This window comes from Halovenus anhuiensis, assembly GCF_037080055.1.
GTDB lineage: Archaea > Halobacteriota > Halobacteria > Halobacteriales > Haloarculaceae > Halovenus.
On sequence record NZ_JBAOJI010000012.1, the window covers coordinates 1 to 21,660 of the forward strand.

The 21,660-nt window shown below is 55.0% G+C and carries 24 protein-coding genes and 2 pseudogenes; 17 read left to right on the top strand and 9 right to left on the bottom strand.

The features are described 5' to 3' along the window. Window positions 1-100 precede the first annotated feature (100 nt). The 5 genes and pseudogenes from V8P86_RS17700 to V8P86_RS17715 all read left to right on the top strand — a co-directional run. Window positions 101-903, top strand: a pseudogene (locus V8P86_RS17700) (ParA family protein); the annotation flags it as partial. Between the two features lie 18 nt (window positions 904-921). Next, window positions 922-1,305, top strand: coding sequence for a DUF7970 domain-containing protein (locus V8P86_RS19110; RefSeq protein ID WP_503629736.1), 384 nt, complete (start codon window positions 922-924; stop codon window positions 1,303-1,305). Window positions 1,306-1,462: 157 nt separating this feature from the next. Next, the gene (locus V8P86_RS17705) at window positions 1,463-2,725 is read left to right on the top strand and encodes a tyrosine-type recombinase/integrase (RefSeq protein WP_336328619.1); all 1,263 of its coding nucleotides are present in this window, start codon (window positions 1,463-1,465) and stop codon (window positions 2,723-2,725) included. Between the two features lie 707 nt (window positions 2,726-3,432). Continuing rightward, window positions 3,433-3,693 (top strand): hypothetical protein, encoded by a 261-nt coding sequence (locus tag V8P86_RS17710; protein ID WP_336328620.1) that lies wholly within the window; start codon window positions 3,433-3,435, stop codon window positions 3,691-3,693. Between the two features lie 118 nt (window positions 3,694-3,811). Beyond that, on the top strand, window positions 3,812-4,036 hold the full coding sequence (locus V8P86_RS17715) for a hypothetical protein (protein WP_336328660.1): 225 nt from the start codon (window positions 3,812-3,814) through the stop codon (window positions 4,034-4,036). A gap of 671 nt (window positions 4,037-4,707) precedes the next feature. Here the strand turns inward: V8P86_RS17715 and V8P86_RS17720 are convergent. Further along, window positions 4,708-5,535 (bottom strand): crotonase/enoyl-CoA hydratase family protein, encoded by an 828-nt coding sequence (locus V8P86_RS17720; protein ID WP_336328621.1) that lies wholly within the window; start codon window positions 5,533-5,535, stop codon window positions 4,708-4,710. Between the two features lie 181 nt (window positions 5,536-5,716). On the opposite strand from V8P86_RS17720, the gene V8P86_RS17725 reads away from it, so the two are divergent. Continuing rightward, window positions 5,717-7,237, top strand: a complete 1,521-nt coding sequence (locus tag V8P86_RS17725) for a class I adenylate-forming enzyme family protein (RefSeq protein WP_336328622.1) — start codon at window positions 5,717-5,719, stop codon at window positions 7,235-7,237. Between the two features lie 311 nt (window positions 7,238-7,548). Here the strand turns inward: V8P86_RS17725 and V8P86_RS17730 are convergent, their stop codons facing one another. Beyond that, window positions 7,549-7,713 (bottom strand): hypothetical protein, encoded by a 165-nt coding sequence (locus V8P86_RS17730; protein WP_336328623.1) that lies wholly within the window; start codon window positions 7,711-7,713, stop codon window positions 7,549-7,551. A gap of 299 nt (window positions 7,714-8,012) precedes the next feature. Here V8P86_RS17730 and V8P86_RS17735 point away from each other — a divergent pair, with 299 nt between their 5' ends. After that, window positions 8,013-9,080 (top strand): CNNM domain-containing protein, encoded by a 1,068-nt coding sequence (locus tag V8P86_RS17735; RefSeq protein WP_336328624.1) that lies wholly within the window; start codon window positions 8,013-8,015, stop codon window positions 9,078-9,080. Window positions 9,081-10,144: 1,064 nt separating this feature from the next. On the opposite strand, the gene V8P86_RS17740 is transcribed toward V8P86_RS17735, so the two are convergent. Both V8P86_RS17740 and V8P86_RS17745 read right to left on the bottom strand, forming a co-directional pair. Beyond that, complete coding sequence (locus V8P86_RS17740) at window positions 10,145-10,546, bottom strand: PIN domain-containing protein (protein WP_336328625.1); 402 nt, start codon at window positions 10,544-10,546, stop codon at window positions 10,145-10,147. Continuing rightward, window positions 10,543-10,782: an antitoxin VapB family protein gene (locus tag V8P86_RS17745; protein ID WP_336328626.1), complete on the bottom strand. Its 240-nt coding sequence runs from the start codon at window positions 10,780-10,782 to the stop codon at window positions 10,543-10,545. The genes V8P86_RS17740 and V8P86_RS17745 overlap by 4 nt, the downstream gene beginning before the upstream one ends. Before the next feature lie 353 nt (window positions 10,783-11,135). Between V8P86_RS17745 and V8P86_RS17750 the strand changes: the two genes are divergently transcribed. The 4 genes from V8P86_RS17750 (at window position 11,136) to V8P86_RS17765 (ending at window position 14,459) form a co-directional block, all read left to right on the top strand. Continuing rightward, complete coding sequence (locus tag V8P86_RS17750; protein WP_336328627.1) at window positions 11,136-11,297, top strand: hypothetical protein; 162 nt, start codon at window positions 11,136-11,138, stop codon at window positions 11,295-11,297. 309 nt (window positions 11,298-11,606) lie between these two features. Continuing rightward, window positions 11,607-11,822 carry a heavy-metal-associated domain-containing protein gene (locus tag V8P86_RS17755; protein ID WP_336328628.1) on the top strand — a complete coding sequence of 72 codons (216 nt, stop codon included), beginning with the start codon at window positions 11,607-11,609 and terminating at the stop codon, window positions 11,820-11,822. Window positions 11,823-11,834: 12 nt separating this feature from the next. Next, the gene (locus V8P86_RS17760; RefSeq protein ID WP_336328629.1) at window positions 11,835-13,760 is read left to right on the top strand and encodes a heavy metal translocating P-type ATPase; all 1,926 of its coding nucleotides are present in this window, start codon (window positions 11,835-11,837) and stop codon (window positions 13,758-13,760) included. 39 nt (window positions 13,761-13,799) lie between these two features. After that, entirely contained in the window at window positions 13,800-14,459 is a 660-nt protein-coding gene (locus V8P86_RS17765; RefSeq protein WP_336328630.1) for a hypothetical protein, read from the top strand. A 54-nt stretch (window positions 14,460-14,513) separates the two neighbouring features. Here the strand turns inward: V8P86_RS17765 and V8P86_RS17770 are convergent, their stop codons facing one another. After that, entirely contained in the window at window positions 14,514-15,197 is a 684-nt protein-coding gene (locus tag V8P86_RS17770) for a helix-turn-helix domain-containing protein (protein ID WP_336328631.1), read from the bottom strand. Between the two features lie 79 nt (window positions 15,198-15,276). Next, on the bottom strand, window positions 15,277-15,588 hold the full coding sequence (locus V8P86_RS17775; protein WP_336328632.1) for a hypothetical protein: 312 nt from the start codon (window positions 15,586-15,588) through the stop codon (window positions 15,277-15,279). Window positions 15,589-15,850: 262 nt separating this feature from the next. On the opposite strand from V8P86_RS17775, the gene V8P86_RS17780 reads away from it, so the two are divergent. Together V8P86_RS17780 and V8P86_RS17785 are read left to right on the top strand one after the other, a co-directional pair. Continuing rightward, window positions 15,851-16,282, top strand: coding sequence for an SRPBCC family protein (locus V8P86_RS17780; protein WP_336328633.1), 432 nt, complete (start codon window positions 15,851-15,853; stop codon window positions 16,280-16,282). An 82-nt stretch (window positions 16,283-16,364) separates the two neighbouring features. After that, entirely contained in the window at window positions 16,365-16,715 is a 351-nt protein-coding gene (locus tag V8P86_RS17785; RefSeq protein WP_336328634.1) for a DsrE family protein, read from the top strand. A 42-nt stretch (window positions 16,716-16,757) separates the two neighbouring features. Here the strand turns inward: V8P86_RS17785 and V8P86_RS17790 are convergent, their stop codons facing one another. Further along, on the bottom strand, window positions 16,758-17,741 hold the full coding sequence (locus tag V8P86_RS17790) for a hypothetical protein (protein ID WP_336328635.1): 984 nt from the start codon (window positions 17,739-17,741) through the stop codon (window positions 16,758-16,760). 12 nt (window positions 17,742-17,753) lie between these two features. On the opposite strand from V8P86_RS17790, the gene V8P86_RS17795 reads away from it, so the two are divergent. The 3 genes from V8P86_RS17795 to V8P86_RS17805 all read left to right on the top strand — a co-directional run bounded on the left by V8P86_RS17795 (window position 17,754) and on the right by V8P86_RS17805 (window position 19,543). Continuing rightward, a complete protein-coding gene (locus tag V8P86_RS17795) occupies window positions 17,754-18,413 on the top strand; it encodes a molybdopterin-dependent oxidoreductase (protein WP_336328636.1) in 660 nt (219 codons plus the stop codon). A gap of 123 nt (window positions 18,414-18,536) precedes the next feature. Next, window positions 18,537-18,860, top strand: a complete 324-nt coding sequence (locus V8P86_RS17800; protein WP_336328637.1) for a DUF6788 family protein — start codon at window positions 18,537-18,539, stop codon at window positions 18,858-18,860. A 266-nt stretch (window positions 18,861-19,126) separates the two neighbouring features. Further along, window positions 19,127-19,543 (top strand): universal stress protein, encoded by a 417-nt coding sequence (locus tag V8P86_RS17805; protein ID WP_336328638.1) that lies wholly within the window; start codon window positions 19,127-19,129, stop codon window positions 19,541-19,543. Window position 19,544: 1 nt separating this feature from the next. Here V8P86_RS17805 and V8P86_RS17810 read toward each other — a convergent pair whose 3' ends face one another. Together V8P86_RS17810 and V8P86_RS17815 are read right to left on the bottom strand one after the other, a co-directional pair. Next, complete coding sequence (locus V8P86_RS17810; RefSeq protein WP_336328639.1) at window positions 19,545-19,817, bottom strand: hypothetical protein; 273 nt, start codon at window positions 19,815-19,817, stop codon at window positions 19,545-19,547. An 83-nt stretch (window positions 19,818-19,900) separates the two neighbouring features. Then, window positions 19,901-20,728, bottom strand: coding sequence for a TrmB family transcriptional regulator (locus V8P86_RS17815; RefSeq protein ID WP_336328640.1), 828 nt, complete (start codon window positions 20,726-20,728; stop codon window positions 19,901-19,903). A gap of 390 nt (window positions 20,729-21,118) precedes the next feature. Here V8P86_RS17815 and V8P86_RS17820 point away from each other — a divergent pair. Next, window positions 21,119-21,604: pseudogene (locus V8P86_RS17820) on the top strand (TrmB family transcriptional regulator); the annotation flags it as partial. Window positions 21,605-21,660: the final 56 nt, after the last annotated feature.

A 21,660-nucleotide genomic window follows, 5' to 3' on the forward strand; every position in this document is an offset into this window, starting at 1 on the left:
TCGTTGTAATCGTCGGGATAGTGCTGTTCGATCTGGTCTTGCGTGGAGCCTCGAAGCACTTCTCCGACCTCCGTTTTACGAAGATTCGCTTTCGCGTGAAATCAGCTTATCTGAACACGATGCACGCGCCGGTCTCAATGTTTTAGTAGTCCCAATGGACCCACAAGATGGGAATCTTAGCCGTCTCCTAGGTGTCGACGATGATCGGGCTACCGGAAACGCCGACAACTTGGTCCGACATATGGTTCAAAGCCCGAAGGGGCGCCGTTCCAGAGTCTCCTTCGAACAAAGGAGGGGGTAGATATCGTTGCAGAGCACAATATGTTGTCAGATCTTTCGACACACCTCCATCGGGAGCAACAGAAAGAGGAAGATCTTGGCGATGCGTACAATATATACGCCCAGTTACAACGTGTCCTCCGTGAAGCAGACGTTCAGGACAACTACGATGTACTGATCTGTGACCCTCCAGCGACTGAGTCCGATCATCTTTATAACGCAATTTACGCCACACGAAATCTCGTAATCCCGATTGAGCCGAGTGCTAAAGGACAAGCATCGGTTGAAGGGCTTGAGGCACTTGCAACGAACTTTGCTGATCAACTGAACATCGATGTCGGCGTTCTTGCTGCTATCCCAGTCGGGTTCAAGGGGACCGTCGACCGACAGGAGATGCTCAACGAGATTTCGTTTCCAACGCCGGAGGTGATTGGTGACCGGACAGCTCTCATGGAAGGATGCTGGAAACAACAGTGTTCGGCTTTTGCCTACCAACAGGAGTATCGTAACTACCCCAGAGAACATGAGGTTGAAACTCTAGAGCAACTGGATCGGATTGCACGGAATCTAGAAGAACAAGTTGGTTTGAAAGCCCCGTCACCGCCAGAGCCTGGTGAGCTTGAGACTCTGACGGGTGGACGCATGACCGGATTCAAGGACGGTGCGAGTACCGATGATCCACTCGGTAATGATGATGAACAAGACGAATCAACAGCGTCTATATCGGACTCTGTAATTGATACTTCTGGTCAGCCGTTGAGTGCAGAAACTGAGACGGCCTCAGCTGATACAGGACTTCCCTGGATCTACGAGCGCTCAAGTATTACTGATGGGCGAGAGAAAACAGTCCAGCTTCATCTGCAGGACTCTACTGTAGACCAACAGCGGGAAGTGAAAACTGATGTCGAAACGCTTCTCGATGAGTCTGTTAAGAAAGCAGATCTCCGAGAAGCCGCACTTTTGGTAGGATTTCAGCATTCCGAAGAAATTGCTGCAAAGCTTCGAGAGTGGGGATACGACTATTAGATTCGTATTGCAACATATAGTTTATTCCCACAGCGTATATTGAGACGAGTAAATTGCTTATTTCGTGTGTCTCTTACAGACAAGTGGATAATCAATACTATTATTATTCTGTTAGATAGATTCTACAGTATGAAATCACCTGTCTTAGAATCACCACATGGGAACGCACACGGGGTTCTTCCCCGGGATTTCCGTGAGTGAGCGAACCTACAACTGGTCGCGGAAATCACTCGACGAACTCGTCGACTTCTACGAGCACGAAATTGCTCCCGAACGCCGGCGCGAAGGGTACGATCCAAACGAGGATATTCCATCCTACCAGTGGCTCGTTGACCACGGCTATAGTGGCCTGCAATACACTGTTCGGGAACATCACGGGATGACACTCTCTGAATTCTTCGAACGAACTGTTGGAATCGGAGAAGACGAGACAGATGTCGCCTACGAGTGGGGAATCGAGACCGAACAAGTGATCGAATACCTCGAACAGTACTTCCGGTCACAACAACGGGGGGCAGCAGCGGAGAGTACCCTCCAGTCAAAGCGTTCCCGTATCGCGGAGTTTCTTCGGCACTACGAAGACCTCCACGGGACAGCAGCGATCGTCTCCCGTATCACCGACGTGGCTGACCAACCTAAAGAAATTCAGCGCGTCACAGCCGTCTTCGACGTGCTTGATGAAGAGCTCGAAAGCAACGACTCGAAGCGCCGATATCGATCTGACATCGACGATCTCTACAATTGGTTTGTTGACCGCGGCTACGGTGCATTCAATCCTGTTCGATACGACCACGAATGGAACGTCCCAAAGCGAGATAACCCGGCACTCTCGCCTGAACAGGTCGGTCAACTCGCAGCGACTTCTGACAACATCGAAGAGGATCTGATCGTCTTGGGATTATGTGCGTGGGGACTCCGTCGAAGTGAGTTGGCGAACCTCAATGTCCAGAACATCGAACTACAAGCTGATTCGGCGCATCTTGCCTTCGACACCCGGAAGAATGGTCCCGGAACAGTGGCGTTGATTTACGGCCAGGATGTTCTCAACGCCCGGATTAGCCAGCTATCAGATCGCGAGGAGTGGAACGGATATCTGTTTCCCTCACCAGACGCTCGGCGTGACCACGTAACTGGAGAGACTCTCAATCGCCGGTTCAAATCAATCGCCGCACGCGCGGACGTGCGTGTTCGCAATGAGCGTCCAACCTCGAAAATGGGACGGCGCTTCTGGTACAGCGCGTACGCTGACGCCGTCGAGGCAGTTATCGAACGCCTCCAGAGTGTCGCTCACGAACAGGGCAGCAGTGACCCAATGGTCGTATTTCGGAACTACCTCTCTGAAGAAAAACGTCGTGAGTATCTTCGCGACGCGATGCAGGACCGACTTGCGGAGGCGTTTGACCTTGACCTCGAACAGTAGCCAGATAGCCTCGTGTCGTGCTCGCGTTCGATAGAGCGGTGCACGTCTAGCACCGCCAGCGTATAGCGTTTAACACATCCGTAGACAGAAGAATTCTTTCGGGTCGGTATCGTGGCGATCGACATTACCGAGTCTGACCAGTTCATCGGAGATCCCGCTCAATAATGGACTATAGAAGTCTACCGAAAGAACCAGCAGCGGAATTTCGCGAGCGTCCCCAATCGGGGTATCTTTCCCACTTCAAAGCTATCAGAAGTTGATAGATCCACAAGCGGAACGGTGGCCAGTGTTCTGTACGGTCGACCAGCGGACACTCACAACGCCCGTGCATGACAACCTGATCAACTGAGGAGAGTCTTGGGATAGAATTGACGAGCAGCATAAGGAGTACGCTCGGAACCTCCTGCTAGCGCTCGAGGAAAACACCCGCCTGCCCTCGATCACGATCACGGGATACAATCGATTCTCCAATGATTAACAGAGGCTACAGAGATCTATATTGACTACCCGGAACACTACTATCTCGCACCCCATGGCGGTGACCTCGCGGGTGGTCGTCGACGCGACATCGAAGATATGCGGAAATACGCCCAGCGTGGCCTAGACTACGAATCGATTCTGGCCGAAATCGACGAGCAGCGGCCATTCAACACTGGCATGAAGCACAGCGGATCCGTGACCGCTCGCATCCGTTGTTCGCGATCGAAATGGCAATAAACTCGCTCTCTGGACTTCCGAGCACATTCACGTCCCGCATCGAAGAGTTTGCGTCGGAATTCGAGATCGAATACACTGTTCTGGGAGCAATGGACGACGGCATCGACACCGTCGACGCCATCCGAGAGCGAGTCCTTACGAATGTGCGAGCGCTGTCGGACGACCAGGAAGACGCCGTCGACGACGCGATTGAGCGACTCGTTGCAAAGCAGGTTCTCAAGCGCGACGGGAATACGGTTCAACTTCGGTAACGTCCTATTCGCGAATAGTTTGCTATTCATACTCTTTGGCGAGTGGCGAGACGATACCAGATTAACCAACAAATCTATGCCAATACGGACATTGTTGGTTAATACGAGGCGACCACTGATGTCTGACGAGCCACCGACGCCGCCGGCGGAGCTCCCAACAGAGATCGTCAACACACTCAACGGCAACTCTCCGGACCAGCTCCAGCATGTCGCACGCGACGCTGAGGAGCTGGCAGAGCACAAAGCTCGCGAGGCCCGTCTTGAGAAGGAACTGGAAATGACAGCGACTCGCGGCTCTACCGCATCCAGGAGGCCATCACTACTGGAGCTGCTGCTGCCGTGATGACCGGCCTTGTAGACCGTCGAGTTTAGCTCACCACCATACTCGTCGACGAGGTAGGACTCCTAGACCTCTTCTGCATCACCTGTGTAGAGAAAGCTCATCTGTCCGAATGCGAATCGTAGAACGATGCTGTTGTCGTTGCGACCCCCGCCACTGAGTTGGTCCTCCGGCTGCCCGGGTACGTCGACGGCGAATACAAAATGAAATGCCAGACTGAGTGGGGCACAAAAAGCTAGGAACCGCAATTGTTCCTGTATTCGGCTGGCCTCGATCGAGTTACCTCATTCTACGGAGTGATCAAAACTGACGCAGTCGATATTGCTGGCCTGGGATCAAAAGAGAGACTCACCGGCGCACTCATTAGCACAGCGGACACCGTCGAGCTCTCAGGGAATTCCAACACCGAATATGTAGGCACTCTCAGCAACGTCGTGCTGGATGAAGCTACGTCTCTTGCAGCGACCGTCCAATACCTCCACTTGACCGAACGAACTGTCACCGTCGATTCCTATCTGTTTGTACGATTACTATCCTCATATGCAGGGAAACGAAAACGACATATAAGATAGTTATTTCAACATCTTTTGAGTCCCGAAGATTACACCGCAGCAGATTGGCTGTGAATGTTTCTATAACACCCTCGTTTCGGAAAGACACTCACATGAGACCAGTTAGAACAGTTCGCCTCGATCACGCTCTGCGACGGCCTGTTTGAACCCGACCTCCTCGCATCGCTCTTTGAAGGCGACACCTTCGGGTGTGTGACGAGTTATTCCATCGAACAGCGTCGCGAACATTTGGGTTGTTTCCAGCCCCATGTTTTCGTAGGCTTGATTGATCACACGTTTTTGCATCATCAACTGGTTCGTAGGGACGCCTGCAATTCTGGCAGCTAATTCATTGGCGCGTTCGTCCAGTTCCTCGGCTGGAACCGCCTCCCAAACCAGTCCCATCTCGGCTGCCTCGGTGCCCTCAACCAGATCCCCAGTAAAGAGCATCCGTTTTGCGCCAGCAGGGCCGAGTCGATAGACCCACATCATCGTCGTCGGGCAGCCCCATACCCGTGCTGGGGGATAGCCAATCGGTGCATCCTCTGCCATCAGGATCAGGTCTGCACAAAGAGCGATATCGCTTCCACCGGCAACTGCGGGACCGTCAACCTTCGCTAGGACGGGCGTGTGGCTATGCCACAGGCTCATGAAATTCTCAGTATTAGATTTCATCATCCGGTAGTCCTGCATGGGGTCCCAAGGCATCTCTTGGCTGCCAGTGGTCGGTCTTGGTTGCTCAGCGTAGTGTTCAAGATCGTACCCTGAACAGAATGCCTCGCCTGCACCGGTAAGCACAATTACGTGGACCTCAGGGTCAGTATCGGCCCGCTCAACGGCCGCCCGCAGATCAGCCGGCATGTCGTCGTCTATTGCATTATACCGGTCCGGCCGATCCAGCGTCAGCGTGGCGATACGTCCGTCGGTTTCGTACTTGACAGTGTCACCCATACCAGAGGAGTGAGTAACGTCGCTCTTGAATCTACCGTCGAAAGTGGTGTTAGGAATTACAGTCGGAGGCAACCCTTACAACGGCAATCAACTGCGGCACACTGTCATCGGATGGCATCATGATCGGCGTTATTAATTACCGGAATATTTATTTGTTCCCCGGTAGCATGGATCATGAAAAATGAACGTAGCTGTCAGGTTCCACCATCGGATGGACGAGTGCGCCTCAGAAACAGCGATTGTCGGAACAGGTGACACGGAACTCACGTATGATGATTTAGATCGACAAACTAAGCAAGTATCAGCGTGGCTGGCCGACCGTGGTCTGGGCGAAGGAGATCAAGTTGCAGTCTATCTTCCGGATACGGCCGCGTATCTACCGGTGATGCTTGGTATTTGGCGCGTAGGGGCTGTTGCCAGTCCGATCAACACACGGTTCGGGCTGGAGGAGTTGACGTACACGCTGTCAGATCTGGGGCCCGCTGCCCTCATCGGATCTGACACCTTCGAAGATAACGTGGCGGCTCTTCAAAACCGCGTAGACGGATTGAGCGAGGAGACGACGCTGTTCGTCGAACAGGACGGTAACTTTGACCGGAACGCCCTGCCAGCGGCGGAGTCGGCACCCAAGACCGAACGCCAACTTGACGATGACCCCGCTGTCGTGATGTATACCTCTGGGACGACCGGCCGACCGAAGGGGGTTGTCCAGACCCACCGCAACGTCGGGGCCCAGCTTGATGTGAACGTCACGCACTTTGATATGACGCGGACGGATGTTTCGCTGGTCGCCGTTCCGCTGTTTCACGTCGGTGGCTTATATGGTGGGGCGCTACCAGCGTTGCTGGAGGGAGCAACGGTAGTCGTCCAGCCGGCATGGGACGCTGGGGAATGGGCAAAGCTGGTCGAGACCCACGAGGCAACCCTCACGGGGTTGATTCCGACGATGATGCTCGATGCCCTCAATACGGACGAGGCCCGCGCCCACGACACCTCGTCGCTCAAGCAAGTCTTCTACGGTGGGTCGCCTGCGACAGAGAAGACGCTCGACTCCTTTCAGTCGGTGTTCGGGGTCGACACACTGCGCAACTACTACGGCCAGACCGAAAACACCGGGTTGAGCGTCACATACGGCCCCGACACTGAACGTCAACCGGGCCTGATGGGGCGACCAGTCCACGCGGTTGATTATCGTGTCGTTGATGTCACTGCCGATGACCTCGTCGACGTGGACCCAAACGAAGAAGGTGAGTTACTGCTCCAAGGCGATATTATCACCCCGGGCTACTGGGACAGTTCGCTGGACGCGGACTACTTTACCGACGGTTGGCTCCACACCGACGACGTGGTTCGCGAAGACGAGGGTGGCCTGCTGTACTACGTTGACCGCGTCGACGATATGATTATTTCCGGTGGAGAAAACGTCGCACCCAGCGAGGTCGAGAACGCGCTGCAGCAGCATCCTGACATCGACGCTGTTGCTGTCTTCGGGATCGAGCACGAACGACTGGGTGAGACTGTTACGGCGGCTATCGTTGCTCCGGAAGGAGAGGTCACAACTGAAAGCATCGCGGACTGGTGGGACAATACCGGCCTCGCAGGGTACAAGCGCCCCCGTCGCATCGAAACCGTTGAAGAATTTCCCCGAACTGCGACCCAAAAAATCGACAAGGTCACACTGCGGGAGCAACTGGCTGAGTGAATCGGTCCTATCCCGCTACCAGCAAGTCACAAAGGTGGGCACGAGGTGTTCCAGAATTCGAGCTCTGGCCGTACAGCGTTGAGGAAATCTTCGCCGAAAAGTTCCGTGCGAGAAACGCGCGTTCTATTCAGCACGATCAAACTCTCTTACCCAGTTGCTGTCACAAACAAGGTGCTGAATATAGAGAGTGTACTCATCGCTGACAAGTATCGCCGCGGAAATCACGGGTAGCAGCTCTATGTCTGTGCGAAGAAACGGCATCTTGAGCCACTGCATAGTTTGCTGGCTCTGGGACGAACGCATCGCTCGGGCTAGCTTTTCCTGTACTCGCGCCCGCCGCGAAGGACCACTCCCAGTCCGAACAGCGCAACAAGTCCCTGTGCTGCAAACGATTCGATGAAGACGATTGAACCAATCAGAAACAGTCCCACGATCATCAATCCAATCGCGCCGTATCCCCGTATCAAGTCATCCATTGTCCGAATCTCGGGTACTTTTTAGCTCACACAGACTCACACGTTGAGCGTATCCACATGTTACTTGAACAGACTAATAGTAGGCCACACAGCGTCTCACTCTCCGAAACAACGGCCGTCTCGGTGCTCGGTGAATCTCAAAGACACCAGTGACGGTTTTTATCCAGCCTGTAGCGGGAAAAGATACAAAGCGCATATGCAGCACCATGCCCGTCGACTGTATGATCTTCATCCCGTCGGTGACTTGCTCCCGGTTGATGTGAACACTATTTTCTGTCGGTAATCAATACCGTCAGACAATGGAACCGCTTGAGATCGGGCTGCGGATTCTCGGTGGCATCATCCTTATCGGGGTGAACGCGTATTTCGTCGCGATTGAGTTCGCGCTAACCCGAGCCAGACAGTACCCCAAGTCGGAGTTCGACACGCCTGGGCTCGAACTTGCCTGGGAGATGACCAACGACTTGGAATTTTATCTAACGACGTGTCAGGTCTGGATCTCGGGGACCAGTATCGCACTGGGGATCATCGCCGAACCCGGGCTCGCGGCTCTGTTCGAGCCCCTGTTCGAGAACACCACCCTCGCGTCGGTCGGGGCGGGTTCGCTCCTCGGATTTCTCCTCATCAATCTGGTTCATCTCACACACGGCGAGCAGACACCGACGTATCTTGGCGTCGAGCGCTCTAAGCAGGTCGCCCGGTATGGAGCACGACCGCTATACTGGCTTGCCAAGATACTCGCTCCGGCCATCTGGGTCGGAGACTCGGTTGCAAAGGCAACACTCGGCCTGTTCGGCATCGAGATGACCCAATCATGGACAGAAACCGGTGAGGAAGTCATCAAAACCCGTGCAGACCTCCGGAACCAGCTTGGATCGGTACTCAAAGAGGGCGAGGTGGCTGAGGACCGCCGTGAGGAAGTGATGAACGCCTTGACCATTGGCGAGCAATCGGTGGAGGAGGTTATGATTCCACCCGAGGATATCGTGGCACTGTCTACTGAAGACGATCTCGAATCGAACTTCGGGAAACTCGAAGAGCATCCACATACGCGGTATCCGCTGATTGGTGAGAACCTGACCGACTTCCGTGGAGTCGTCTACAGCCCGGCGCTGTTCAACCACCGTGAAGAACTGTTCGCCGGTGACGGCGAGTTCACTGAACTGGCAGCACCGCCGATGACGCTCTCACCCGATACCGACGTGAGTGATGCGATCGATCAGTTCCAGACGGAAGGGCAGGAACTCGCGCTCGTCATCGAGGAGGGCAATGTGGTCGGGCAGGTGACTGTCACCGACCTGCTGGAGACGATTATTGGTGAGGTCGAAGACCCACTTGATCAAGACGACCCCGACATACTCGATTAGCGAACACAGACGTGTTCAGGTGGCGGTTTCACTGTACCATCAGGCCAACAGTTCGAGGTAATTGAATAGGGGCTCCTGAGGTTGTATGACTCCCGATGTCAGCCACTGGCCTCTGAGTCGCGCACTGGCGAGCTCGCCATATCCAATCCTTGTCAGGTGGGTTGGTACAAGATAGACAGCGCATAGTCATCACCAACCGATCAGCGAGAAGCGAGGATGGAGATTGCTCGATAAAGAGAGTGAGTTCATCGACCGAGTACCACGAAACACCCGTAGAGCACAAACAGTGCCCCGAGGAGCAGCCCGCCACCGAACGTCCCAACAGTTAGTGAGGCGACTACGCTAAACGCGGCGACCCCACCACCAAGGAGCATCCAAGCCAGCCCACACCAACGATGACTGCGGCGCCTGAACCATGGCGAGAGGGGAGAGGACCTGCGCAAATCCAACAAGAGCGAGGCTAAGGCCCGCTATGACCTCGCCAATGTTGACGAGATCTCCCGTGAATACGAACATGCCGATGCAGAGCACCGCGACCAGAATCGTACTGGCTCCAGCCCACATTCCGCCAAACACTTCGTTTGTGATATTCATTGGTAAAAATCGTACACTAATCAGAAAGCACTCTTGTCCACAATTTCACCCTTCGTGTGGCGATGGATAGAAGCGAATTGATCCAAACTCTCACACTCTGGTTCCTTATTTTGATTTTCATTCAGACAGCCCCTGGAACCGCTAACAGTCAAGTGATAGATGCAATCGGGATCGTCGCAATTTTGCTAATGTATCTCCTTCCGTTGTGGATCCTCATCCAACTCGTCTTTGATTTCGTTGTGGACTAGTGAATCGGTGGGAGGGCTGTTCAGTTCGCACACCTACCGAACGGCCATTTCGCCGCCGATGGAGTGAAACGAACGGCAGCCGTCTGCTGCATACACCCTCTGTATCTTGCATGACATTTCTGATTAAATCCAGACAGACCACATTCTTCAGCGGTCACTGTCTCACCTGTGTCGAGCGGTTAACGACTTATGAGACAACTGTAACCAGTCAATACAACAAGTTCAGTTCCAAGAAATGGTCTCCGATCCTTCTACGCTGCCAAAGTCATCTGTATCGTCGGTCACGACCGGTTCATTGTACACGAGGGCGGTTGCAGCAATCGTTGCGTCAGCAAGACCAAGGTTGGGCTTAGTATCGCTGGCAAGATGTTCCCCCTGAATCGCTCCTGCACGCCTGGCGATGTTTTTATCGATATCGATGACGGGTAGATTTGCAACCAATTCCTCGTAGGCAAGCGCATTGTCGTGCGGATTTCGTCCCGCACCGACCGAGACGTAGAGTTCCGAAAGGACTGTTGCTGGCAGTCGTTGTGGGAGATTTGCTGCATCATGCTCCCGCGACAGCTTGATTGCGTCCGGGTCCTGTTCGTCGAGGGCGATTATATAGTTTGTATCCAAAATCATTCGACACGCTCGACGATATCTTTCGCTTCCTGCTTGTCGATCTCGTCGAGTTCATCCAACATTTCACGGTGGGTGGCACTTTCTTCGGAATCTGTCTCGTACTTCTGTGCCCACTGTGCGAGACTCCAGTCGGAAGTGAGTCGGTCAACCGCATCACTGAACGTCTCGTCTTCACGTTTCTCATCCTGAATACGAGCGTAGACGTCTTCGTCGAGTCGGACTTGTTTTGTACCCATGTGTAAACGTTGTTGACAGAATGGGAAGTAACTGACGGCAGTTCAGTAAAGGCAGTACCGACTTATTAGATAAGCCGTGAATGATGAGTAGAGGTGCTACTATTGAAGTGAAATTATCGACTTCCGCCTCACAGGAAGAACAGGACTCTCTCGCTGCCGAAGGTATTTCCCATCAATGATAGCCGATTACGAGTCTTTATATTGCCCTCGTCGTACCGTCACAGAGTGAACAAGACCGGGTCGGCGAGACGAGCGAGGGCGTCACCGAGATTTCTGAGGCAGTCGAGTCACAAGCCGACAACGCTGAGGAGGTCAGCGCAGTTATCGACGATGCGGCGGGGCTGACCGAGGAGATGACTGCCTCAGTCCAGCAGATTTCCGCAGGGATCGACGAACAAGCTGAGGCGATGGACGAGGTGGCGCGCCGATCCGAGCGATTGAGTTCGATGAGCGAGGACGCCCGTATCCAGCCATTTAAGATCGACTCCGACGAGAGCGCGGCCCTGGAAGAATAACCCAGGACGACGGCAGCCGCGTCGCAGATCGTGAGGCCATCGACACCGCCGCTGGGCTCGCGCTCGTCGTGACCGGCGGATGACAACTCTGCGTCGCGGTCTGATGGGTCCGCCGATTTCCCGACGAAATCGACGCCGTGCACACGCGAAGTGGTGACGCCTGTAGTATAGAGCCTGTTTTACGTTACTTTCCAGTCGTCCAGCGAAAGCTCTAGACGACCCGTTTGTCTCCTCAAATAGCCTGTATCGGAACTCAAACATATCATCTAAAAAATACTTTAGTGGGTACGGAATGTACGTAGAACTGTGATGAGCGAAACAACGCAATTCCGCGTGATGGATTTCGATTGTCCGAGCTGTGCAAGCACCGTCGAACGCTCCCTTCTGAACCAGGAGGGTGTTGAGGATGTTGAGGTCCACTACACGACCGGTCGTGTCGAGATTCAATACAACGAAAGCGTTGCCGATCCCTCCACGTTCGAACAGACCATCGAGAATCAGGGCTATACGCCCCAACCCGCCTAAGGAACAAAATTAATGAATACCCAATCAATCAATCAATACTATCGCAAACACCGGAAGGCCATCGTCGTCGTGCTGAGCGGCCTCCTCTACGGTGGTGGCTGGACCCTCGGCTACGTCACCGCTTTCGATACTGCCAGTGTCGCGATCTTGATCCTCTCGGCGATCATTGGCGGCTACGATATTGCCAAGACCGCCTACCACGAGGTCAAAAGCCGGACGCTCGGCATCAAGACTCTCGTGACGCTGGCCGCCGTTGGCGCAATCGCTATCGGATCGTACTGGGAGGCCGCCGCGGTGGTCTTCCTATTCGCGTTGGGATCGTACCTCGAAGGGCGGACGATGCGGAAGACGCGCAATGCCCTCGAGGAACTGCTCGAAATGACGCCGGACACGGCTACCGTACGCCGTGACGGCGAGCAAAAAGAGGTGCCCGCCCGTGAAGTCGAAGATGGCGAGATAGTCATCGTCAAGCCCGGCGGGAAGATTCCCGTGGATGGCGATGTCGTCGATGGGGAGAGCGCAGTGAACCAGGCGCCGGTGACTGGCGAAAGTGCTCCTGTCCACAAGGTCAACGGCGATGAGGTCTACGCCGGCACGGTCAACCAAGAGGGTGCCCTCGAAGTTCGAACAACCGGCGCTGGGTCGGACACGACGCTCCAGCGGATCATCCGTCGCGTCGAAAAGGCTCAGGAGGCCCAATCGCCGACCGAGAGCCTCATCGACCGATTTGCCAAGTACTACACGCCGGGCATAATCGCGCTGTCCATCGGGGCCTATGCAGTCACGCAGAACGCGATTCTGTCGCTGACGCTGCTTGTGATCGGCTGTCCCGGCGCATTGGTGATCGGGCCACCGGTCAGCATCGTCTCCGCTATCGGCAACGCCGCTCGGAGCGGTGTCCTGATGAAGGGTGGCGAGCATCTCGAACAGGCCGGCAAGATCGATCTTATCGCCTTCGATAAGACCGGCACGCTCACAAAGGGCGAGACGACCGTGGCCGATGTTGCTGGCTTCGAAGCCGAGGCCGGCGATGTGCTGGAACTCGCGGCTATCGCTGAGAAGAAGAGCGAACACCACCTCGGCGACGCCATCCTCGATGCGGCTCAGAACCGACAGACGCCAGTGACCGACGGCGGGACAGCGGCTGTCCAGACAGACACCGAATCCACAGCCACGGACGCGCGATCGATTCCCGAACCGGACGATTTCGACGTGGTCGCCGGGAAAGGCGTCATCGCCCACCACGACGGCCGCGAGATCGTCGTCGGGAACCGCTCGTTGCTCGACGAACGCAATATCGGGGTCCCCGAAGAAGTCGCCGGCTACGTCCGCGAGCGCGAGGAGCGCGGCGAAACTGTCGTCCACATAGTGCGTGACGGCGTTGTCATCGGCGCCATCGCCATGCGCGACGAACTCCGCGAGGCGGCGCCTGGCGTCGTCCAGGAGCTTCAGGACACTGGTATCGAGACGGTAATGCTGACCGGCGACAACGAGCGCGTTGCGAGCGCAGTGGCTGAGGAAGTCGGTATCGACGACTACCGTGCAGAATTGCTCCCCGAAGACAAGCAGGCGGTCATCGAGGAGTACCGCGAGGACGGCCACGTCGTGGCGATGGTCGGCGACGGCATCAACGACGCACCGTCGCTGGCGACCGCCGACGTGGGGATTGCTATGGGCGCTGCCGGGACCGACACTGCCATCGAGACAGCGGATATGGCGCTGATGGCCGATGATCTGGAGCGCATCCCGTACGCGGTGACGCTGAGCAAGGCGACCCGGTGGAACATCTACGAGAATGTCGGCCTTGCGGTGCTGACGGTGAGCCTGCTGCTGGCAGGCGTATTGACGAGTTACGTCACCCTCGCGCTGGGGATGCTCGTCCACGAGGCCAGCGTCCTCGCAGTCATCCTCAACGGGATGCGCCTGCTGCGCTACTAACAGCACAGAGCCACAACTACACACGAGAATCCACAACCAATGTCAGAAACCACGAATTCGACCGACACGAGCCGTACCAACTCGAGTTGGGCTGTTGAATACGATGTCGAACCGATCCGGATCCGCGACCCCGTCGCGGAGGCACTCGCCGTCCTCGAACCAGGCGATCCGTTCGTCGTCACCTACCAAGATGTGGTGAAGGCAGCGGGACACTCGTGTCCGACCGCATCGGGCGCCTATCGCATCACTCAATTGGGCCTCGACGCGCTGTATCCCGACGACCTTCCCGTCCGGAGCGAGGTCGAGGTACTCGCTGCGGGGCCTCGCGACGACGCCACGTACGGGATCATGGGACGCCTCATTTCGATCGTGACCGGCGCAGCACAAGAAGACGGCTTTGGTGGCCTCGCCGGCGGCTTGGGGAATCGACAAAATATGCTGACATTCGATGCGTTTGCCCCTGACAGCGCTGACCCCACGTTCCGGTTCCGACGAACCGACACTGACAAAACTGTCGAAGTGACCTACCATGTCGGCGATGTTCCGGACGGTGGCCCCGCTCTCGGGAATCTCCAGCAGATCATTGACGGGACGGCCAGTGAGGAGGACCGCGAACTGTTCGCAGAGGCTTGGCACGGGCGCGTCCGAGCGGTCCTGTCGGATGATTCACTATTTACAGTGACGAACGTCAGACAATGAACAACAGGTAGCTAAGTCACACATTTCGCCGGACAGCGTCCAAGTGCCTTGGAATCAACGAGACAGTCCGCTGACAGCGTCGGCGTTCAACGGAGCATCCTGTCCTGTTCGTTGCTGTTGCAGGCAGAAATACTCGATAACCGCCTTTTCGGCGCGTTTTAACGTCCCGCTGCAGGTCGATTTTGCGATATCAAGTGTTTCGGATATTTCTGTCAGCGTACATTGCCGCGGACACCGGTAATAGCCGTGTTCGATTGCGGTAAAGAGGACCTCTGCTTGTCGTTCCGTTAGTACTTGACTCACGTCGCGATTTGACTGGATATAGGCGACTTCGAAGTCGAACCCATCAGCTTGGAACTGGTCACCCAGCGATGAAATTATCTCATGAGTGCCAACAACAGTAGCTATCAGTTCCCCCAGTTCCACTTCTATCGGGTATAGGATCGGAGTGCCGGCCTGTATTGCTGAAAAAAGAACTGCCGGTTCGGTCGTTGCGAGTTGAACAGTCGCTCTGTTGGAATGGCGCTCGACGATCTCGAACGTGCCGATGTCGGAGTGAGAACTGATTGCCGAGAGGCAAGCGTCCGTATTACAGCCGGATATCTCGACAATTTCGACGACTCGGCCGCCGTTCGCCACCATACTGAGAATTTGAAGCAAGTGGTCCGAGAACCGCTGTGATATATCTGCCTTCCACTGCCCCTCGGACAGTTCGACGTGGAGGCGTGCCTGTACCATGGTTGAGAATTACTGGCATTTGTAATGAAAGTGGTGGCATGTGAAGGGTATCTACTGCTCCAAAACTCGGACGATTTGGTTACCGTGAACCCTTACAGCCGCCCCGCAGGCGGCTACACTCGGACTTTCTCGTTTCGATACAGAGGTCTGTTCCGGCATACTCCTCGTTGAGCACATCGTCGAGGAGTTCGATCTCCCGCTGTCCGTGGACCTCACTTGCGATGAAGTACGGCCCGATCCGATGTTCGGCGATTCTCCTGCCACAGATTCCCTCGGATTTGAGCTGTTGAACGACGGTTCGGAGCTCTTCCTTCGTCGGCTCCGGACCAATGTTCGGAACAGGGCCACGACCTTCTGATACGCGCCCAGCGAGCCGAGTAGTATCTATCATAGTGTCTATCTGTATGTGGGGCTTGTATAAAATGTTCCCCCAAATGCAAAAGACAGTACTTGTCACTATAGCGCCACATTCACTCAACAGTGCCAAATAAATCCAGGTCAACAGCCGATTTTGGTTCAGTGTCGTGACGGGACAGGTAAACCTACTTGGGGAAGATCTGCGCAGATATAGATATTCGTGTGGCGGAAGAACCGTTAAGACGAGCAAACCCCTCGATATTTCCCCCGATACAACAAAGGACCACTATATTTCCATGGATTCGATTACAGTGTCACGAACGTACGACGCATCGCCTGATGCCGTGCGAGAGAAAATAACTGATCTCGAACCGTTCATGATGGCTGCCGGATTCGACGAAGTATCCATCGACGGCGAGAGCATCGAAGTCACAAACAGCGTTGGGATCGCAACCATCGAACTGACGCTCGAACTGACCGACCATAAGGAAGCGGATCTCGCCTACGAGCAGCGCGAGGGCATCTTCGAGGCGATGCAAACAACATACACCGTAACAGAAACCGAGACGGGTAGCGAAGTGACTGCAGCCACTGAGTTCGCACTCGATGTCGCGGTGGTCGGAGAACTGCTTGACGCGACGGTTATCAAACGACAGCGGCGACGGGAACTCTCGGCACAGTTCGATTGGCTCGAAGATCAGCTCACAGATTCGCAGGTTGAATCCTGATCCAAGCAACGTCGCGTTTTCAGTTAGTGCGAGAAAGATATTCGCGAGGATCTATATTCGGGGTCCCGACAAACGTACTGTCATGTCGAAACACGCATTCCTGCTGTTGTCGCCGCCCGAGAATCCCGGAAAGATCGCAAATCCACTCGAATACGCCGCACAGCTTGACGAAGCGGGCCACGAGGTTGTCGTCTGGTTCGACGGTGGCTCGACGTTCTGGTTCGAGGCACTGTCGGATCGTCCTGTACCGGCACTCGACGCCTACAGAGCGGCCAAAGAGCGCGGGTTAATTGCCGGCGTTTGCAATCATTGCGCGACCCACAAGGGTGTTGTCGAGACTGTCGAGGATGAGGGTTTCGAGATTACCGGGGAAGATCATCAGCCCGATGTGGACGCGCTCGTCGACGATGGATACGAACTGCACATTGTGTGAGGTATGTCAAGTGTCCTGTTAAATCCGTGCTCCTCCCGTTTCTCACCGACCTTTTGCTCTGAACACGTAGGTGTCGAGCGATGACCCCTTTGTGAGCGGGAGTTGTGAATCCGGGTCTACAGCCGATTCTGGTTCAGTGTCGATACGGGACAAATACCCGTCCAGATTCAACGTGTTGACAGCGCGACGGTTCTCATCCGGAATCACACCTACCAACTCGACCGTCTCCAGCGCGTCGACGTGCTCGGCAGACTCCAGATGATTGTTCGCGAGTACCCATCCACCTTCTCGCAGATTTCGCTCGACGATCGATTCCTCCATGAGGCCGGCATTCTGGAAGAGAATCACGTCGGCTCCAGTCTCGAGTTCGTGCGCTGTCGCGTCCGCCGAGACTGTCTCATAGCCGGCCTTATCGAGCTCGTCCATCGCTGCCGCGTCGACATCCGCGTAGACAACGCGACTCTCTGGAAATGCAGCCGATGGACTCACGTCTTGACCAGCTCCCGGATAATAGACAACCTCTGGGGTGACATCGAAATGGCGGGCAAAGGCTTCGTATTGTGTAACCCTGTCATCGACAGTGAACGGTGCCGACCCGGCATTCATCGAAACGAGGGATGCGGGGCACATCTCCTCAGGAAGCACATAACCCGACTCGTCATGGTCTGGGCCAGCTTCAAATCCCGCAGTGTGGACTCGCCGGGCGGCCTCACGTATCGAGGCTGTCTCGGTGACGACGCTTCCCCAATCTGTCTGTCCTTGTTCCCGTGCTTGTTCGATGTACATCGCTTCCTGTTTGCGGGCCTCCAGGTACAGCTCGTTTATTTTGGCAGCGAGCACCACACCGGGTCGGGTCGCCGAATCGAGTTCGTTCTCACAACACTCGGCGATATATCGTTTGCTCTCTTCGGACAGTTCTGCGTACTCGGCGTCAGCGAGTTCCTCCTCGACAATTCGGGCGTAGATGTCTAGCGCGTTGTCGAGTCGCTCAGCCCAGGTTTCGAGGGTCCCAGCGGTGACTGGCATCGAGATCGATCAATGGTAATTCGTCGGCTGGACCAAATAGACATTCGGATACTGCTCCGGGACGCGATTCCCAGCCACAGCTCCGACGCGAAGATGTGCGCGGCTGTCCTTTTTTACAAGGGCGACCGAATACTGACAAGATCGACCGCCACGAAGTATACAACAAAACACATGACCGATCTTGAAACACATCCCATCCCAGATTCGGTGGATCCGGACGACTGGTCACTCCGGATAACGGGTGCTATCGAGCGCACACATGAGTACACGCGGGCGGATATGCGAGCGCTACCGCTGGAAACGTTCACCCAAGATTTCGAGTGCGTCGAGGGGTGGGTCGCGACTGGGCTCGACTGGAGAGGCGTTCGTGTCGGTGACCTTCTCGAACGCGCAGCTCCCACGACGGAGGGGTATGGCTTGGTCCGATCAATGGATGAGGGCTACGCGTGTTCGTTCAAGCTCGATCGGCTGCGTGACGCCGTCATTGCCGTCGAGGTTGATGGCGAATCACTGCCCGTTGAACACGGTGGTCCGGCTCGGTTCGTTCCCACCGATGAGGGTCGGGATTGCTGGGAAAGCGTAAAGTGGGTTACGGAGATTCAGATTTCGGAGACGGAGCCCGTTGACGCAGACACAGCCGGTGAGATTGCGCTCGGTTCCGACGACATCTAACGGCAGGGTCTATATCCGATCAGTTTCCTGTTTGTGCTTCTCAGCCCGTAATGATGCGGGATCTGGTTAACCAACAAATCTATACAAATAGACGCTCTGTTGGTTAACACGAGGTGACCACCGATGTCCTACGAGCCACCGACGCCGCCGGCGGAACTCCCGACAGATATCGTCGACACACTCAACAGTTACTCTCCGGATCAGCTCCAGCATGTCGCACGCTATGCTGAGGAGCTATCGGAGCACAAAACTCGTGAGGACCGCCTCAAAGAGGAGTCAGATGAAGACGAAATTGACGATAGCCCCGATAACCTCCCAGACGATGTCCCCTCGAAGGCTACGGTCACAATCAAAAAAATCAACGACAACCGCTACTACTACTGGCAGTGGAGAGAAGGTGACACAGTTACATCGAAGTACAAAGGACCGGTTGATCCGGATGAATAGCGAAATAGCTCAAAGAAAAGGAGCCATACGTTGGTTTGGTTTGTAGTGTTACACTCCCTGTATCGGGCGTAGCGTTATTGATGGGAATCGATAGCTGTGACCGATGTTGCTGAAGACAGCGCACATTTCAGTCGTTTCTAGCTATCGGACAAAATATCACCAGACTGGTCAGTAAGGTATCGACACGGCAATTCACAGCAAACAGCACTACGTCCAGTGAACTGAACGTAGGCAAGATTGATGCCACTCTGGCGTGACCTAGCGATATGGTATCACGAGTGTTGGTTGCGATGGACGGCTCGAAGATTACGGAGCGGGCGCTCGAATTCGCCCTCGATGCCTATCCCGACGCCGATATCACCGTATTGACAATCATTGGGGAACCATCCGGAATGATGGGTGAAGCTGTCGGATTAATGTTCGAGGAAACCCGAGAGGAGGGGACCGAAGACGCTCGAGTCATCCTCGACCGGGCACAGGAGATTGCCGCCAGAACGGATCGCGAACTAGAGGGAATAATCGGCTACGGGCAACCAGCGACCGAAATTGTCGACCGGGCCACTGAGTTCGACACAATCGTCATTGGCCATCACGAGAGTTCGGTCGCCGATCGATTGTTTGTCGGTAACACGGCAGAAACGGTCATTCGAGATAGCCCAGTTCCGGTGACTGTGGTTCGATAGGCTACTCTGAGTTGCTCGGACTCGGTTCAGGAAGCGTATCGTCGAGTCCGTCCTTCTTAGCGACGTCGACAACGTCACCGAGAAGAGACGTATCAGTCTTATCGGCGACCGATCGACGAGTATCGGTTTCCTGGCGTTCAGTAACCTGTTCGGTACCGGTGACAGTACAGAAGAGTTCTCTGAGCTGTTGTGGATCACTCTCTTCGGTTTCCGAGGGACGACCGCCGTCGGTGATAAGCGAGAGATCGTGCCCATTCGTGTGATAAGTTACCATATGTACACCGACCGCCGTCCCGCATTCGTTTTGTTATACTGGGATTACCTCAGTTATCGGTGGTTTCGAGAGAGGAGAGCAGATTAATCCTCTTCGGCAGGATCATCCTCAGGGAGCAGGCCGGTCGCCATCAGACGGCGAACGATTGCGACAAAGCCATTGTCGAACCCACGGCCGAACACTGCCTGTTCGTCTGGCTGACCGTTTCGTGTCTGTCGGTGGGCCGAACTCACAAGAATTGTGCTCCGGTCGATCAAGAGGAGTCGAGTGATTTCAGTGTCATCTCCCGTCGCAGGCGAACCCCGCAACCACCGCAATCCGGAGACGAACACATCTGCGCCTGAGACCCGGTCCTGAAGCTCTTTGCGAAGTGGCTCATCAACCGTTCCGAGTACAACATTGACGCCGCGCTTTTCTGCCGATCTGAGTTTTTCGAGCAAACGACCGTTCAGACTGTTACCCTGACCGGCCACGAAGACCAATTCTTCCTCGGCCTCGTCAATCAGGTCGACAGTCCGATTTGCAATCGCTGTCGATCCGGACAGCGACCACACCTCGTGAGTGAGTTCCGTCTTGGTATCGGGCGCCGCTGGCTCTAATCGGTCCAAGGTCTCACGGAGCTCTTCAGTCCGGGAAACGTACTGTGCTTTTAATGTGTCCGCCACTTCACTGACGGAGACGGCACGAAACTGTTGGGGACTCGACTGTTGACTCTCCACGAGTCCTTTCGTCTCCAGTACCCTAATGGAGTCGTACACACGCGTTCGCGGCACCTCGGAGATTTCACTAATCTCTTTGGCAGTCCCAACTGGAATCCGCGACAACGCGACGAACGATTTCGCCTCGTACTCTTTGAGTCCTAGTTGCTGTAGCAGTTCAACGGCCTGTTCTATCTCTGGTAATGTATCCATTGGTCCCAACCAATGATACTGCGTCTGCAGTACCTACTGCGCCTTCCGGACTAATACGGATAATCGTTTTCACTGTTTATCTCAAACTCAGTGAATCTCTCCCGTAACTCGCCCCCACACACAATGTTCTACGTTCCTTAATCTGGGCGTACTTTGAGAGTATAGACTGCGACTACATTCACTCAGTTAATCACACTACTATTTTACGGAGCCAGCGAGAACGTCTCTTGCGTGCAGTGATGGATATGGTCCCAACCTACCCGAATCTGCACGCGTGGCTACCCCTCACAGGGTAGTTCACTCAAGATTACAGAGATAGACGACAAGTCAGTAGCTCACGAGACAGTACTTGAGCAGTTGGAGACATTTGGTTGAACTACGTATGCCGCCCGAACGTTCGTCGCGCTCGTTACACTCGGACACGGCACCGCTCAAGACGTGAGTTCCACCGTGTCTGTCCCTCGAACCAGGGTGTACAACGCTATCGACGAACTCGAACAGCGAGGACTGGTCACAATTGAGGAGGGGTCTCCCCAGCGGTTCTGGCCCATCTCACCCGAGACAGCAGGAACTCGGTTCGAGCGGGAGTACACCCGTCACGCGGACGTACTCAGAAAGGCACTGGATTCGCTCGAATCGAACCCCGTGTCGACCGAGCAACGGGGCATCTGGACGACAGACGGACACGAGGCTGTCTCTCGACGGATCGAGCGACTGATCCAAACCGCCGAGGAGGAGATTATGTTCACGAGTTCGGAGTCGCTACTGGATCCAGGAGTGATACAGGCGCTCAGGGAAGCGCAGGACGACGGGATCACAATCAAACTTGGTGAGATGAAAACCACCGTTAAATCAGACATCAGCGACGTGTTATGAGTCTCTGGAGTTACGCAGATGATCACAAAAGTCTTATATAACCACTGCGCCTGATA

Coding starts and splice junctions, on each gene's coding strand:
- V8P86_RS19110 (WP_503629736.1), top strand. CDS start 922: ATGACCGGATTCAAGGACGGTGCGAGTACCGATGATCCACTCGGTAAT.
- V8P86_RS17705 (WP_336328619.1), top strand. CDS start 1,463: ATGGGAACGCACACGGGGTTCTTCCCCGGGATTTCCGTGAGTGAGCGA.
- V8P86_RS17710 (WP_336328620.1), top strand. CDS start 3,433: ATGGCAATAAACTCGCTCTCTGGACTTCCGAGCACATTCACGTCCCGC.
- V8P86_RS17715 (WP_336328660.1), top strand. CDS start 3,812: ATGTCTGACGAGCCACCGACGCCGCCGGCGGAGCTCCCAACAGAGATC.
- V8P86_RS17720 (WP_336328621.1), bottom strand. CDS start 5,535: ATGGGTGACACTGTCAAGTACGAAACCGACGGACGTATCGCCACGCTG.
- V8P86_RS17725 (WP_336328622.1), top strand. CDS start 5,717: ATGAACGTAGCTGTCAGGTTCCACCATCGGATGGACGAGTGCGCCTCA.
- V8P86_RS17730 (WP_336328623.1), bottom strand. CDS start 7,713: ATGGATGACTTGATACGGGGATACGGCGCGATTGGATTGATGATCGTG.
- V8P86_RS17735 (WP_336328624.1), top strand. CDS start 8,013: ATGGAACCGCTTGAGATCGGGCTGCGGATTCTCGGTGGCATCATCCTT.
- V8P86_RS17740 (WP_336328625.1), bottom strand. CDS start 10,546: ATGATTTTGGATACAAACTATATAATCGCCCTCGACGAACAGGACCCG.
- V8P86_RS17745 (WP_336328626.1), bottom strand. CDS start 10,782: ATGGGTACAAAACAAGTCCGACTCGACGAAGACGTCTACGCTCGTATT.
- V8P86_RS17750 (WP_336328627.1), top strand. CDS start 11,136: ATGACTGCCTCAGTCCAGCAGATTTCCGCAGGGATCGACGAACAAGCT.
- V8P86_RS17755 (WP_336328628.1), top strand. CDS start 11,607: ATGAGCGAAACAACGCAATTCCGCGTGATGGATTTCGATTGTCCGAGC.
- V8P86_RS17760 (WP_336328629.1), top strand. CDS start 11,835: ATGAATACCCAATCAATCAATCAATACTATCGCAAACACCGGAAGGCC.
- V8P86_RS17765 (WP_336328630.1), top strand. CDS start 13,800: ATGTCAGAAACCACGAATTCGACCGACACGAGCCGTACCAACTCGAGT.
- V8P86_RS17770 (WP_336328631.1), bottom strand. CDS start 15,197: ATGGTACAGGCACGCCTCCACGTCGAACTGTCCGAGGGGCAGTGGAAG.
- V8P86_RS17775 (WP_336328632.1), bottom strand. CDS start 15,588: ATGATAGATACTACTCGGCTCGCTGGGCGCGTATCAGAAGGTCGTGGC.
- V8P86_RS17780 (WP_336328633.1), top strand. CDS start 15,851: ATGGATTCGATTACAGTGTCACGAACGTACGACGCATCGCCTGATGCC.
- V8P86_RS17785 (WP_336328634.1), top strand. CDS start 16,365: ATGTCGAAACACGCATTCCTGCTGTTGTCGCCGCCCGAGAATCCCGGA.
- V8P86_RS17790 (WP_336328635.1), bottom strand. CDS start 17,741: ATGCCAGTCACCGCTGGGACCCTCGAAACCTGGGCTGAGCGACTCGAC.
- V8P86_RS17795 (WP_336328636.1), top strand. CDS start 17,754: ATGGTAATTCGTCGGCTGGACCAAATAGACATTCGGATACTGCTCCGG.
- V8P86_RS17800 (WP_336328637.1), top strand. CDS start 18,537: ATGTCCTACGAGCCACCGACGCCGCCGGCGGAACTCCCGACAGATATC.
- V8P86_RS17805 (WP_336328638.1), top strand. CDS start 19,127: ATGGTATCACGAGTGTTGGTTGCGATGGACGGCTCGAAGATTACGGAG.
- V8P86_RS17810 (WP_336328639.1), bottom strand. CDS start 19,817: ATGGTAACTTATCACACGAATGGGCACGATCTCTCGCTTATCACCGAC.
- V8P86_RS17815 (WP_336328640.1), bottom strand. CDS start 20,728: ATGGATACATTACCAGAGATAGAACAGGCCGTTGAACTGCTACAGCAA.